Origin of the sequence: Microbulbifer donghaiensis, assembly GCF_900129095.1 — a bacterium.
In the GTDB taxonomy this organism is placed as follows: domain Bacteria; phylum Pseudomonadota; class Gammaproteobacteria; order Pseudomonadales; family Cellvibrionaceae; genus Microbulbifer; species Microbulbifer donghaiensis.
Genome location: NZ_FQVA01000001.1, coordinates 2,004,417 through 2,017,529 on the forward strand (window position 1 = coordinate 2,004,417; position 13,113 = coordinate 2,017,529).

Genomic DNA, 13,113 nt, shown 5'->3' on the forward strand with positions numbered 1-13,113 from the left:
CGAAGAGAACCTCGGGCCGAGATGTGAAGGGCCTGGTACCGGTGGCTTCCTGGCAAATATTTACCGATCAGGTTTTTTGCCAGTAAGTCACCGGTAGCAGGCCCGCCCGAAAGCCGAATAAAAGCACCTCGGATTAAAAAATCCGGACGAGACTATGAGCAAGAAAAAACATTTCGACCTGGACCAGCCCCTGCGCCACCCGGACCACCATCGCCCGGTAACCCGGCGGGACTTTCTCGCCCAGGGCTTTCGCGCCGGGCTGGGCACGGTACTCGGCGGCTCGGTGTTCAGCATGTTCGCCGATCCGCGTCGCGCGCACGCAGCCCTCTCCTCCGACTTGGAGGCACTGCGCGGCCCCTGTGGTATCAGTGCCGCCGGCGGCGCCGGCAAGATTCCGTTTATCTGCTTCGATCTCGCCGGCGGGGCCAATATCGCCGGCTCCAATGTCTTGGTCGGCAAGCAGGGCGGCCAGCTGGATTTTCTCAGCACCGCCGGCTACGGCAAGCAGGGACTGCCCGGCGACATGGTGCCGTCGCTGACCGACACCTCCGGCAACCCGTTTATCAACACCGACCTGGGGCTCGCCTTCCACAGTGACAGCGGCATGCTGCGCGGCATCCTCGACAAGATCGCCGCCGGCACTGCCTCCGCCACCAACGGCGCAGTGATCCCGGCGCGCTCGGAAAACGATACCGGCAACAACCCGCACAACCCGATGTACGGTATCAATCGCGCCGGTGCCAACGGCGAACTGCTCGCCCTGATCGGTTCCAGCTCCAGCGAATCCGGTGGCAATTCCATGGCCCCCATGGGGATGATCAATCCGGAAGTGCGCCCCACCAAGGTGGATCGCCCCACCGATGTCACCGGCCTGGTGGACGTCGGCGATCTGGTGGGCCTGCTCAGCCAGGCGGATACCGTCGCCGTGATGGAGTCCATGTATCGCATCTCCGATGCGAAACTGGGGCGGGTGAATACCAAGGTAAGCGCGGACGCGGTGATCAAGGACCTGGTGCGCTGCGGCTATATGAAGAGCGCCGACCTGGCCGACCGCTTCGGCAATCCCGCGGACCTGGACCCGGTGCGCGACCCGGATATCGTCGGCCCCGGCGGTATCTTTACCAGCACCGAATTCAATAACGACCGCGAGTTCCAGAAGGCCGCCTCGGTGATGAAACTGGTCGTCAACGGATACGCCGGAGCCGGCACCATCACCATGGGCGGCTACGACTATCACACCGGCGACCGCGCCACCGGCGAGATTCGCGATCTGCGCGCCGGCCGCTGTATCGGCGCCTGCCTCGAGTATGCCGCCCGCCGCAACCAGCCGCTGATGATCTACGTATTCAGCGACGGCTCGGTGTTTTCCAACGGCATGATCGACGACTCGGTGGAGGGTCGCGGCAAGGGCGTCTGGACCGGCGACAACCAGCAGACGGCGGCCTCCTTCTTCCTCGTCTACAACCCGGCCGGCCGCCCGCAATTGCTCGGCGGCAGCGCCGACGAGCAGGCGCGACACCAGCAACTTGGCTATATGCGCCCTTCCGGTGACGTGGAAACCGCATCAAGCCCGGCGGCAAACAATGTTAACCTGCTGGTGGAAACCATCGTGCTGAACTACTTGGCACTGCACGGCGAACAGGGCAGCTTTGCCAGCCTGTTCCCGAATCACGGCCTCGGCAACAGCAGCCTGATGGACAGCATGACCGCCTTTGCACCGATTGTCTGATGAAGCGATTTACCCGATTTTTACTGTTGTGCCTTGCCGCAACGACTTATTCCGCCCAGACACAGGCGGAATGGCACTACGACAAGCAGTCCATTATGGGCACCGAAGTAACGGTGCAGTTGTGGCATGACGACGACCAGCAAGCCGCGCAACTGATCGAGCAGGTGATGGCGGAATTCCGCCGGCTGGACGATGAGCTGTCGCCCTACAAGGAAGACAGCGAGCTGTCGCGGGTCAACCGCGAAGCCGCCACGCAGGCGGTAATGTTGTCCGACGAGCTTGCCGCACTGATCGACAAGTCGCTCTGGTACAGTGAACTGACCGGCGGTGCCTTCGATATCAGTTTTGCCACGCTCGGCAAGCACTACAATTTCCGCAAGCACCAGCAGGCCGATAAGACACTCACCCAGTCCCTGCTGGAAGCACTGAACTACCGCCATCTGCACTTCGACAAAAATGCGCAGACGTTGCGCTTCGGACACAGCAAAACCAGGATCGATCTAGGCGGTATCGCCAAGGGCTACGCGGTGGACCGCGCGGTGGCAATTCTGCAAAAGGCCGACGTCTGCTGTGCGAGCGTCAGCGCCGGCGGCGATGCGCGCATGCTCGGTGACAAGCGCGGCGAACCCTGGCTGGTGGGTATCCGCCATCCGCGGGACAAAGACAAGACTGCTGCGGTGATACCGCTCAACGATTCCGCCATCTCCACTTCCGGCGACTACGAGCGCTACTTTATCGACGACCGCGACACCCGCGTGCATCACATTTTCAATCCGGCCACCGGCAAACCGGCGGACACCACCGCCGGTGACAGCGACAAACTGATCAGCGTCAGCATTATCGGCCCGCGCGGTTTCGATACGGATCCGCTGTCCACCAGCGTTTTTGTACTGGGCAAGGACAAAGGGCTGGCACTGATCGATCGCCTGCCCGGCTTCGAGGCGGTGGTCATCGACAGCAATAAAAGACTATTTTTTAGCCGCGGACTGGCCAACCCAAAATAAAGTTACTGTCCCCAAAAGAAAAATGCCAACGGGATCACATCAGCAACATGATCCCCTGAGATAATTCACCACAATCGGCACTTCCCACGCCGCCCCAATTGAAAGGCCGCACGATGCGACGCTGTTTCCAATCATTATTGCTTTCGCTCGCGCTGGTCGGCGGCCCGACTGCGCTTGCACAGGACTTCCCCGCAGACAAGCTCGAAGCGCTGAAACGCGATGTACTGAAACTCAATCGCGACCTGTTGATCCTGGAAGAGGATCTGCTCTACCCGGCACAGAGCCAGGTGGCTTTTTATGTTTCCATGGACGTCGGCGAGTACTTCAAACTGGATGCCGTCAAGCTGCATATCGACAACAAGCTCACTGCCAGCCACCTGTATACCGAGCACCAGCGCGACGCGCTGGTCCGCGGCGGCATACAGCCGCTGTTCAAGGGCAACCTGAAATCCGGCAGTTATACCGTGTCCGCATTTTTTACCGGCATTGGCCCCCAGGGGCGCGAGTACAAGCGCGCGGCGACACTGGAACTGGAAAAGACCGACGAGCCTGCGGTCATCGAGTTGCGCATCGCCGACTCTGCCGGCAAGCAGCAGCCGGAGTTCGAACTGGTGCAGTGGCCGGCGCCCTGATCCGCAATGCTGTGCCACCCCCTATCCCGCGCAATTTCACTGACAGCAGCCCTGCTGAGCGCTGCCACGCCTGCGCTCGCCGCGGACACGCAGGAACAGGAAAAGAGCGAGAAAGGCAAATATCGGCAGGCACAGGACATGGCCTACGGTGCCGCCCTGTATGAGTACTTCCAGGGCAACTATTTCAATTCTCTCAGCACTCTGCTGGTCGCCCAGCAACGGGACGCGATCAATACCCACCGCGATAACGCCGCGCTGATCGAGGGCGGTATCAGTCTCGGCTTCGGCCTGCGCCGGCGCGCGGCAGAGCTGTTCGAACAACAATTGCAGTTTTCCGACGGTGACAGCGCGTCCGATGCGCGGCACCGCCAGGTAGCCTGGCACAAGCTCGCCGAACTGAATTACCTGCAGGGCGACTGGCCGGCGGCCGCGGCGCAACTGCAGAAATCCGGTGTCGCGGAGGAGTCCGCGCTGGCGCTGAACCTGGCGCTGCACAACCGGGATTTTTCCGCAGCGGAATCACTGCTGGAGGCGGAGAGGCTGCCTCTCGAACAGCGCGTGCTGGGCAATATCAACCTGGCCGCGGCACTGGCGCGGGAAGGGTACCTGACAGCAGCCACAGTGCACTACCGCGAGGCCGGAGAACTGGCCGCGAGCGTCGAAGATGCGCCCGAGGAAATGCGCGTGCTCGCTGACAAGGCGCATATCGGTGCCGGTTACGCCTTGGCACTGCGGGAACAGCACGAACGCGCGGCAGAGGAGTTTCGCCAGGTGCGCCTGCGCACGCCCTGGGCAACGAGCGCACTGCTCGGGCTCGGCTGGTCATCCATCAACAGCGATCAATACCAGTCCGCCATTGACGCGCTGCAATTTCTGGTGAATCAGCACGGCGACTCGCCAGCCGCGCGAGAGGCGCTGGCGGCACTGCCCTACAGCTACGAAAAACTGCAGCGGCCGGCTGCGGCACTGGCGGGCTACCGGCGCGCGGAAGGGCACTACCGCTCGGTACTGCTGCAGCTGCAACTGCTGCAGGATTCGCTCGATTCCGTGCAGCTGGCACCGGCCGCTGGCGCCGACGCGCAGCGCTACGGCTGGCTGCAACTGGCCGAGGCGCCGGAACTGCTGCACGACAACAAGCGCTACCTGCAGCAGATACTGCAGAGCGACAAATTTCAGCTGCGTCTGTCGGAACTGCGCGATCTGCGCCAGCTGGCGCAGGTGATCGAGCGCTGGCAGGAGAAGCTGCCGCAGTTTGACCAGCTCATCGAGGCGCGTCGCCAGCGACGCCTTTCTATTGAAGAAAATTACCACAGCGCGCAGTTCGACCAGCAGGTGGATATCGCCGCGCAGCAATTCCGCGAACTGGAGGAATTGCTGGCCCGCATAGAACGCGAGCGCGACGCGCTGGCGCTGCTGGTCGCCGAGGGCGACGACCGTGAGGACGCCGAAATGCTGTCGCTGCTGCGGCGCGCCGAGCGGCGCTATCAGACCCTGGCAGTCGCCGGCAGGGTCGGCGCACCCCAGCAGCAGACACTGCAGCGCGCCCGCGGCATTCTGCTGTGGCAGGCCAGCGAGCAATACCACGACCGGCTGTGGCAACAGCGCCGGGAACTCGAGCAACTCGGCAAACAGCTGCAGGACGCCGAACAACAGCGCCGCGATACCGATACGGTCGCCCGCCGCGCACCGCAGCTGCAGCAGTTGCAGTCACAGATCGCCGCGGCCGCGCCGGAACTCAGTGCCCAGTACCGCGCCATCAGTCGTGCCAGCGGGCAAATTGACGCCTCGATACGGGCGGACGTGATCGCCGCGCTCAATCACGAACGCACGCAGATCCAGCAGTATATGGCCCATACCCATCTGGCGATTGCGCGACTGCAGGACGCGGCCATGCAGGGAGCGGCCGAACAGGTGGCGGATCCGCTGAAAACCGAAACGGCGGGCGGTAGCGATGAGTAAGTCAATCCACTCGCCGAAATTCCTCGCGAAGAAATCGCTGGCGCTGGCGATCTGTTGTCTCGCCGCCTCGTGCAGCAACAATTCTGTACAAACACTCGCCGACCTGCCGTCGACAGCGCTGCCGGCAGAACCCAGCAGCGTCAGTGTTCAGGCACCGGTGCTCGACATCTCCGCGCTGCAGCGCAGCTACGAGCAGGCCCTGGCCAGTAACGGCGACCCCCACACACGGCGGCAGATACGCCTGCGCCTCGCCGACCTGGAAATGGAGCGGCTGGAGCAGCAACTGACAGAGAATCCACAGCTGGCGGTTTCTTTCGGCAGCGCGGCGCGCCAGTACGAGGCGCTCGCCCAGGAAGCACCGCGGGACGATTACATTCTCTATCGCCTCGCGCGCGCGCGGGCACTGGACGGCCAGCCGCAGGCGTCTCTGCAGGCGCTCGAGGGCATAGCCGCGACGGCGCCGCAGTCGCCGTTTATCACCGAGGTACTGTTCCGCCGAGGCGAGGCGGCGTTCAACCGCCGGGACTATACGGCCGCAGCCCGGGATTTCCGCGCGCTGCTCGAGCACGGTGACAGCCCCTTCGCCGACAACGCGCGCTACATGCTCGCCTGGTCGGAATTCAAATCGTCCGACTACCGCACATCGACACAGACCTTCCTGCAACTGCTGGATCTGCTGTACCAGCGGGCGCCCTTCGCAGAATTGCCCCAGGGGCAGCAGCGGCTCGCCGACGACAGCCTGCGGGGGCTCGCGCTCGATTTCAGCTATCAGGGCGGCGCCGCTGTTATCGAGACCTTCAATCCCGACGGCGCCGCGCGCGCCTTCCAACACGAACTGTACCGCGCCCTCGGCGACTGGTATCGGGAGAAAGAGCGCTATCGGGACAGCGCCGATACCTATCTGAGTTACGTCGAACACTATCCAGAAAGTGCGGAGGCGCCGGCCTTGCATCTGCAGGCCGTGGAAACACTGCAGAGCGCCGGGCTCAACGGTGAAGTACTGCCAGCCAAACGCGAGTTTGTCCGCCGCTACGGCGTGCGCAGCACCTACTGGGCGCAGGCGGACGAGCCACAGCGGGAGAAGCTGCGCGGCTGGCTGCGCCCATGGCTGGAGGAGCTGGCGCGCTACGACCACGCCCGCGCCCAGGCACTGGCGGCGCAGGCGGGAAAAATTACCGACATAAAAAAAAGGCGCGAGCAACAAAACGTCGCCGCGGAATCACGCCGGGCCTACCTGGCGGCGGCGGAACTGTATCAGCAGTACGAGGAAACTTTCCCCGCAGATCCGCAAACGCCGCCGCTGGTATTCCTGATGGCCGAGTGCCTGGAGCAGGCGGGCGACTATGCGCGCGCCTGGGAAGCCTACAGCCGGGTTGCCTGGGAGTACCGGGACAAGACCCACGGTGCCGAAGCCGGCTACGCGGCGATACTCTCGTCGGCTCAAGTACAAAAACAATTGCACAAACAAGCAGCCGACAGCGTCGAGGCTGAGAGCCTCTGGCAGGAACGCAACATAGCGGCCAGCCTGAAATTCGCCGACGCCTGGCCGCAGGATGCAAGGGCGCTGCCGGTACTGGTCGCCGCCGCCGACAAGCTGCTGCAACAATCCCGCTATGTGGACGCCATCACCGCGGCCGTGCGCGCCGATGGGTGGCAGCCGCCACCGAATCCGCAACAGCAACTGAATATCGCCATGATACTCGGCCACAGCCACTTCGAAGTGCGCAATTACGCGCTTGCCGAGCAGGCCTACGCGCGAGTGCTGAACAACAGCTCCGCCGACGCCACACTGCGCGACACTGCGCGACAGCGCCTGCAGGCCGCCATCTACCGCCAGGCCGAACTGGCGCTGGCCGACGGCCCGAACGAACGAGGTCTGCAGCACCTGTTGCGCGTGCGCGACAGCGGCCGCAGCGAAATCGCGGCCACCGCCCAGTACGATGCCATCAACCACCTGATCGAGCTGCAGCAGTGGCAGCGCGCCGGCGCGGAACTGGCGGACTTCCGCCAGTACTACCCCGCCCACCCGCTGACACCGACACTGGCCGCCAAGGCGGTGGTGATCTTCCGCGCACTGGAAATGCCCGCGGCCGCCGCCGGCGAACTGCTGCGGCTGGCGCAGAGCGATCCGGACAGCGAGGTGCGACGCCAATCGCTGTATATGGCCGCGGAGAGTTTCCAACAGGCCGGCGACCGGCAGCAGGCGATAGACGCCTACCGCCGTTACAGCGAGCAGTGGCAACAGCCTGCCGAGCAGCGCCTGGAGGCCCAGTTTCAGCTGACGCAGCTGCACGCGCAAACAGAAGAGCACCGCGAACGCAATCGCTGGCTGCAGCAGCTGGCCGACAACCGCGTCGATTCGCCCCGCGGCCGCTACCTCGCCGCTTATTCACAGAGCGAGCTGGCCGAACAGAGCTACCGCAGTTTTGCCAACCTGCCGCTGCGCCTGCCGCTGAAAACCAGCCTCGCCGGCAAGAAGCGCGCAATGGACGCGACCGTAGCCGATTACCGCAAGGTACTGAAATTCAATATCGCCGAGTTCACCACCCAGGCAAATTTCCGTCTCGCGGAAGTCTACCGCCAGCTGAGCCGCGACCTGATGGAATCCCAGCGCCCGCAAAACCTGAACGAACTCGAGCTGGAACAGTATGAAATCCTGCTCGAAGAACAGGCCTACCCGTTCGAGGAAAAAGCCATCGAACTGCACGAGGCCAATATCCAGCGCACCAGCGACGGCATCTACGACGACTGGGTTAAACGCAGCTTCGACTCGCTCGGCAAACTGCTGCCGGCGCGCTACCAGAAACAGGAAAATATCCTGGGGTGGAGCGATGCATTGCACTGACCGGAAAACCCTGCACGGCACATTTGTGATGCGCGCAACCAGATTACTGGTGCCTGCAGTCGCGACGCTATTGTTCGCCGCCTGCTCGTCAACGGGCCCGGCACCAGAGACGACCGCTGAGGCCGCGGGCGCACGCGTGTTGTCACCCAACCCGTATCTGGCCCAGGCGGACAGTGCGCCGGCAGCGGCGCGCGCAGGTATGGATACTGCACGACAGGCATTCGAGGCCGGAGATCTGGCCAGTGCGGAAACCGCCCTACTCAAACTGACCGAAACCTGGCCGAAACTGTCCGGCCCCTGGCTGAATCTCGGCATAGTGCAGGTGCGCGCCGGCAATGCCGAAGCGGCGGAACAGAGCCTGCGCCAGGCGATTGTCGTCAACGACAATAACGTGTTTGCCTGGAACCAGCTGGCCGCTCTGCTGCGCGATGCCGGCCGCTTCGATGAGGCATTGCGGTGTTACCGGGAAGCCCTGCAGCGCTGGCCGGACTACGGCGATGCCCACCGCAACCTCGGCATCCTGTTTGATCTCTACCTGCACCAGCCGGACAAAGCACTGGAGCACTACCGCGCGGCGCAGGCCATACGCGAGGAGCCGGACAAACAACTGGCCGGCTGGATCGTCGATTTGGAGCGAAGACTGTGATGAAAAAAATATTAATGGTTACCTTGCTCGCCGCCATCAACTTCGCCGGTGGCGCCGCGGCTGAAGAGGTCATCACGCTGGAGTCCACGGTGATCGGCAGTCAGGAACAACCCAAGGTGCTGTACATCATTCCGTGGAAACAGACCGACAGCCTGCAGCGACTGGACAGCGTGCTGCCGCAGACAGTCGACGATGTTTTCAGGCACCAGGAATATTCGGAACTGCAACGGGAAATGAAATTGCTGCAGACCGATAAAACAGGCAATTAGGCAAAATTTGTAACGATTCCCTCCCGGGCTGCCGTATAGAGAAGCGTGGGCGGCCCTGCTGCCGGGGGAGATTTACGGGACACGCTGTGGATACGTCCTTGTACGCTATCCATGGCCGTGAAATGTCCCGTAAACCTCCCCCGGCATCAGGACCGTCGAATCGGGCTCTGGCATTCTTTTCCGAGATCCGGGTCCCGAGGCTGGAGTCGTCACCGAAACTTTAATTATCTATCCATTGCGGAGATTGCATTATGGAATTCACCCAGGCGCTGCTGCGCTTCTTTCAAAACGGCGGTCCGTTTATGTACCCGATCGCGCTGGTGCTGGTCATCGGCCTGGCCATGGTTATCGAACGCTGGATATTCCTGTCCCGCGCCAAGGCCGCCAACCGTCGCGCCTACCAGCTGGTGCTGCCGATGCTGCAGAAGCGCAACTACCAGGGCGTAATGCAGCTGGCGCGCGAAAACAAGGCGGCCATGGGCCGTATCGCCGCAGCCGGTATCGGCACCCTGCAATACGCCAAGCGCGACGAAAATATCGCACTGGCCATCGAGGAGGGGATTCTCGAGGCGGTGCCGCGCCTGGAAAAGCGCACCAGTTATCTCGCCACACTGGCCAATATCGCCACCCTGCTCGGCCTGCTCGGTACCATTATGGGCCTGATCGCCGCCTTTACCGCGGTGGCCAGCGCGGACCCGTCGGAGAAGGCAAGCATGCTGTCCACCAGTATTTCCGTGGCGATGAACACCACCGCCTTCGGCCTGATCTCCGCCATCCCGCTGCTGCTGTTCTACTCCATGCTGCAGAACAAGACCAACGAGATCATCGACAGCCTGCAGATGGCCGGCGTCAAGTTCCTGAACTTGCTCACCATGGGTCGCGCCCAGGCGGCCGAACAGCGGACTGCAAAAGGCTAGGGCCCTAAGCCATGCTGAAACTGAATATTCGCCGGCGCACGCACCGGGAAGCCGAGCTGGACATCACCTCCTTTATGAGCCTGATGACCATCCTCGTGCCGGTGCTGTTGCTCAATATGGTGTTCTCGCACATTTCGGTGCTCAAGCTGAACCTGCCGGGCCTCAGCGATGCCAGTGTCGCCAGTGCGGAAGAAAACCGTCAGCTGGAGCTGGTGTTACGGCAGTCCCACGTCGACATCAATTACCCCGCGGGCATGCGCGTGAAGCGTGTTCCGCATGTCGATGGCGAGCCGGATTTTGCGACCGTATCGACGGTGCTGCAGGAAGTGAAACGTCAGCTGGGCGAGAAATCCATCGACAAAAAGGATCTGGTGATTCTTTCGGAGAAGGGCACACCCTATAAGACGCTGGTATCCGCGATGGATACCGCACGCAGCTATCGCGCGGTAGTCGCCGCCTCGGTAGTCGATGCGGAACTGTTCCCGCAGATCTCACTCGGCGATGCGCCCGGGGAGCAGATGCTGCAGGCCACAGCGGGAAAATAATATGAATCTGAATGTAGCCGCCAAGCTGCAAGATCGGAAGCAGCGGCAACAGAAGCAGCAATCGAAGCTGAATCTGGTTTCCCTGATGGATATCTTCACCATCCTGGTGTTCTTTCTACTGGTCAACTCCTCCGATGTGGAAGTACTGCAGACAGACAAGAACATCAAACTGCCGGAATCGACGGCACAGCAGAAGCCGGATGTGACCACGGTTGTTCGCGTTAACAATGCGCAATTGTTTGTCGGCGACCGGCTGATCGCGCAGGTCAAAGATATCGACCAGGGCGCGGACAGCATCGAACCGCTGCGGCGGGAGCTCGAGTACCGTGCCAGCCGTGCCGGCGAACTGCCGGAAGACAAGAAAGCCATCGGCCGTGCGGTAACTATCATGGGAGACGAGCAGGTGCCCTACCAGTTGCTGAAGCAGATAATGCAGACCTGCGCCGCAGCAGACTTCCGCGATATGTCGTTTGCCGTCAGCCAGACAGCACCGCAGGACCCGCCGGGGGTCGACAGCTGACATGACTACCGCGAACTCTGTTTACGCCCCCTGGCAGCTGCAGGAGACGGTACTGCCCTGGTCCGCCTCCGCGGAGGAAGATCGGCGCTTTGTAAAATTCCTGCGCAATGGCCTGATCGCATTCGCGGTTCTCGGAATTGCCGTTGCCCTGATACCGGTGCCGGAACTGACCCGCGAGCAGGCCGAGCGGATTCCGCCGCAGCTGGCCAAGGTCATACTGGAGAAAAAGGAACTACCCAAACCGGAACCCAAGCCGAAACCGGTTGAGAAAAAGAAACCGGAAAATCAACCGGAGAAGAAGCCGCCGGAGCAGAAGAAACCGGAGCCCAAACCAGTGGTGAAGGAAAAACCTCCGGCGGCCAAGGTGGAACTGGCGCGGGAAAAGGCCGCCAACAGCGGCCTGCTGCAGATGCAGGACGACCTGCTGGCGATGCGCGACAGCCTCGATGTAGCCGAGGTCAGCAGCGGCCAGCTTGCGGCGAGCACCGCGGCCGCGAGCAATATCGATCGCAGCCTGATTAGCGACAGATCCAAGACTGCCAGCGGCGGCGTCAACACCGGCAAGCTGAGCCGGGACACCGGCGGTATTTCGCTGGCTGCACGGGAAACCACGCGGGTGACAAGCACCCAGGCGGACGGCGCCGCGCGCGAGGTGGCGAAGAGGGTACAGCGGGAAAAGACCGCGCGCGCGGAGGAGTCGATTCGCAGTGTGATGGAGGCGAACAAGGGCGCTATCTACGCGATCTACAACCGCGCCCTGCGCCGCGATCCAACGCTGCAGGGCAAGGTCACGGTGCAACTGGTCATCGCGGCAAACGGCAGCGTCTCCGCTATCAAGCTGGTCGGCAGCGAACTGGACAGCCCGGACCTGGAGCGCAAACTGCTGGCGCGGATTCGGCTGATCAATTTCGGCGCCGCCAACGTGGAGACCACGACGCTGAATTACTCGATCGACTTCCTGCCGTCCTGACCGGCACGGCGGCGAGATCGAGCGCCGGGGTGAACATGTCGCCGCGACCCACCCCGGTCAGCGCCTAGTTCAGGTCCACCGCGTATTCGCGCAGCACTGTCAGGGGCACCGTCTCCAGCGCCCTGATATGCGTGCGCTGCAGGTAGACCCGCGGCGCCTTGCCCAGCTGCTGAGCCTCCAGCCAGCGCGCCGCACACAGGCACCAGCGATCCCCGGCCGCGAGACCGGGGAAGTCGTGCTCCTCCACCGGCGTGCTCAGGTCATTACCGCGGCTGCGGGAGAATGCCAGAAATTCCTCGGTGACCTCGACGCAGACGGTATGCGAGCCGGCGTCCTGGTCACTGGTATTGCAACAGCCATCGCGGAAAAAACCGGTCATCGGCTCCATGCTGCACGCCAGCAACGGATCCCCGAACACATTGACTGAATTATCCTTTTGCATTTTTCCGCTCACTCCCGATCCACAGTTTGTAGCAATTCGATATCCACCAGCTGCCAGCGCAGGCCGCGGCGCTCCAGCTCCAGCCGCAACGCCGCCTGGTCGCTGTCACCGTAGTCCGCGGTCACGCGGTTGAGGCCGACAAAGCGCCAGGCCAGCCGCTGCCAGCCGGCCTCCTTGTCTGCGTCGTGTTCCTGCGCCTGGCTCTCTATCGATGGCGACCGCCGGCGATACAGGTCGCGCTCAAATTCATACATATTCTTGCCGCCGCGCAACAGGTCGGCAATGCCCTCAGGCGTTACCAGCTGATTCAACAGCGGGCCGATAAACAGGTTGGCGCCGGCGACCAGAAACTCGTCAAACTCTTCCGGCAGGGAGTCGCCCATGGATTCGCGCAGCTGCCGCTGTAAGCGCAGTTTCAAGTTGTCGCGCAATACAGGAAAGTCCACATAGCGCCGCAGATTCTCGACGCCCCGCTGCCGCTCGCCCTGTTCCCGTGCATCGGCCGCCTGTGCCGCCTGCTCCAGTTGCTCCAGCGCAAATCCGGGCAGCGCGACATAGCCAATGATGATCAGCGCCAGTGACAGCAGCGCGACTCCCAACCATTTCTTCATCGATTCAGTTTCCTGTTTTCCTGC

Annotated in this window: 13 protein-coding genes; 11 read left to right on the top strand and 2 right to left on the bottom strand. The window is 62.5% G+C overall.

All coding sequences use genetic code 11. The features are described from left to right. Window positions 1-154: 154 nt before the first annotated feature. From BUC36_RS08470 to BUC36_RS08520, 11 genes are all read left to right on the top strand, one after another. Window positions 155-1,729: a general secretion pathway protein GspF gene (locus BUC36_RS08470; RefSeq protein ID WP_073273617.1), complete on the top strand. Its 1,575-nt coding sequence runs from the start codon at window positions 155-157 to the stop codon at window positions 1,727-1,729. Beyond that, complete coding sequence (locus BUC36_RS08475) at window positions 1,729-2,733, top strand: FAD:protein FMN transferase (protein ID WP_073273619.1); 1,005 nt, start codon at window positions 1,729-1,731, stop codon at window positions 2,731-2,733. The genes BUC36_RS08470 and BUC36_RS08475 overlap by 1 nt, the downstream gene beginning before the upstream one ends. 113 nt (window positions 2,734-2,846) lie before the next feature. After that, a complete protein-coding gene (locus tag BUC36_RS08480; RefSeq protein ID WP_073274764.1) occupies window positions 2,847-3,365 on the top strand; it encodes an AraC family transcriptional regulator in 519 nt (172 codons plus the stop codon). Window positions 3,366-3,371: 6 nt separating this feature from the next. After that, on the top strand, window positions 3,372-5,324 hold the full coding sequence (locus BUC36_RS08485) for a tetratricopeptide repeat protein (protein ID WP_073273621.1): 1,953 nt from the start codon (window positions 3,372-3,374) through the stop codon (window positions 5,322-5,324). After that, window positions 5,317-8,169, top strand: coding sequence for a tetratricopeptide repeat protein (locus BUC36_RS08490; protein ID WP_073273623.1), 2,853 nt, complete (start codon window positions 5,317-5,319; stop codon window positions 8,167-8,169). The genes BUC36_RS08485 and BUC36_RS08490 overlap by 8 nt, the downstream gene beginning before the upstream one ends. Before the next feature lie 136 nt (window positions 8,170-8,305). Beyond that, complete coding sequence (locus BUC36_RS08495; RefSeq protein ID WP_159436005.1) at window positions 8,306-8,815, top strand: tetratricopeptide repeat protein; 510 nt, start codon at window positions 8,306-8,308, stop codon at window positions 8,813-8,815. Beyond that, window positions 8,815-9,084 carry a hypothetical protein gene (locus BUC36_RS08500; RefSeq protein WP_073273627.1) on the top strand — a complete coding sequence of 90 codons (270 nt, stop codon included), beginning with the start codon at window positions 8,815-8,817 and terminating at the stop codon, window positions 9,082-9,084. Before BUC36_RS08495 ends, BUC36_RS08500 begins: the two co-directional genes overlap by 1 nt. Before the next feature lie 251 nt (window positions 9,085-9,335). Further along, window positions 9,336-10,001, top strand: a complete 666-nt coding sequence (locus BUC36_RS08505; protein WP_073273630.1) for a MotA/TolQ/ExbB proton channel family protein — start codon at window positions 9,336-9,338, stop codon at window positions 9,999-10,001. Between the two features lie 20 nt (window positions 10,002-10,021). After that, a complete protein-coding gene (locus tag BUC36_RS08510) occupies window positions 10,022-10,546 on the top strand; it encodes an ExbD/TolR family protein (RefSeq protein WP_073274767.1) in 525 nt (174 codons plus the stop codon). A 1-nt stretch (window position 10,547) separates the two neighbouring features. Further along, entirely contained in the window at window positions 10,548-11,066 is a 519-nt protein-coding gene (locus tag BUC36_RS08515; RefSeq protein WP_073273632.1) for an ExbD/TolR family protein, read from the top strand. 1 nt (window position 11,067) lies between these two features. Continuing rightward, window positions 11,068-12,036: an AgmX/PglI C-terminal domain-containing protein gene (locus tag BUC36_RS08520; protein WP_073273634.1), complete on the top strand. Its 969-nt coding sequence runs from the start codon at window positions 11,068-11,070 to the stop codon at window positions 12,034-12,036. Between the two features lie 64 nt (window positions 12,037-12,100). On the opposite strand, the gene BUC36_RS08525 is transcribed toward BUC36_RS08520, so the two are convergent. Next, the gene (locus BUC36_RS08525; protein WP_073273636.1) at window positions 12,101-12,478 is read right to left on the bottom strand and encodes a DUF2237 family protein; all 378 of its coding nucleotides are present in this window, start codon (window positions 12,476-12,478) and stop codon (window positions 12,101-12,103) included. 8 nt (window positions 12,479-12,486) lie between these two features. Then, window positions 12,487-13,089, bottom strand: a complete 603-nt coding sequence (locus BUC36_RS08530) for a DUF2939 domain-containing protein (protein WP_073273638.1) — start codon at window positions 13,087-13,089, stop codon at window positions 12,487-12,489. Between the last annotated feature and the right edge of the window lie 24 nt (window positions 13,090-13,113).

Excerpts from the sequence above, each read along its gene's own strand:
- BUC36_RS08470 (WP_073273617.1), top strand. The coding sequence starts at position 155 with ATGAGCAAGAAAAAACATTTCGACCTGGACCAGCCCCTGCGCCACCCG.
- BUC36_RS08475 (WP_073273619.1), top strand. The coding sequence starts at position 1,729 with ATGAAGCGATTTACCCGATTTTTACTGTTGTGCCTTGCCGCAACGACT.
- BUC36_RS08480 (WP_073274764.1), top strand. The coding sequence starts at position 2,847 with ATGCGACGCTGTTTCCAATCATTATTGCTTTCGCTCGCGCTGGTCGGC.
- BUC36_RS08485 (WP_073273621.1), top strand. The coding sequence starts at position 3,372 with ATGCTGTGCCACCCCCTATCCCGCGCAATTTCACTGACAGCAGCCCTG.
- BUC36_RS08490 (WP_073273623.1), top strand. The coding sequence starts at position 5,317 with ATGAGTAAGTCAATCCACTCGCCGAAATTCCTCGCGAAGAAATCGCTG.
- BUC36_RS08500 (WP_073273627.1), top strand. The coding sequence starts at position 8,815 with ATGAAAAAAATATTAATGGTTACCTTGCTCGCCGCCATCAACTTCGCC.
- BUC36_RS08505 (WP_073273630.1), top strand. The coding sequence starts at position 9,336 with ATGGAATTCACCCAGGCGCTGCTGCGCTTCTTTCAAAACGGCGGTCCG.
- BUC36_RS08515 (WP_073273632.1), top strand. The coding sequence starts at position 10,548 with ATGAATCTGAATGTAGCCGCCAAGCTGCAAGATCGGAAGCAGCGGCAA.
- BUC36_RS08520 (WP_073273634.1), top strand. The coding sequence starts at position 11,068 with ATGACTACCGCGAACTCTGTTTACGCCCCCTGGCAGCTGCAGGAGACG.
- BUC36_RS08525 (WP_073273636.1), bottom strand. The coding sequence starts at position 12,478 with ATGCAAAAGGATAATTCAGTCAATGTGTTCGGGGATCCGTTGCTGGCG.
- BUC36_RS08530 (WP_073273638.1), bottom strand. The coding sequence starts at position 13,089 with ATGAAGAAATGGTTGGGAGTCGCGCTGCTGTCACTGGCGCTGATCATC.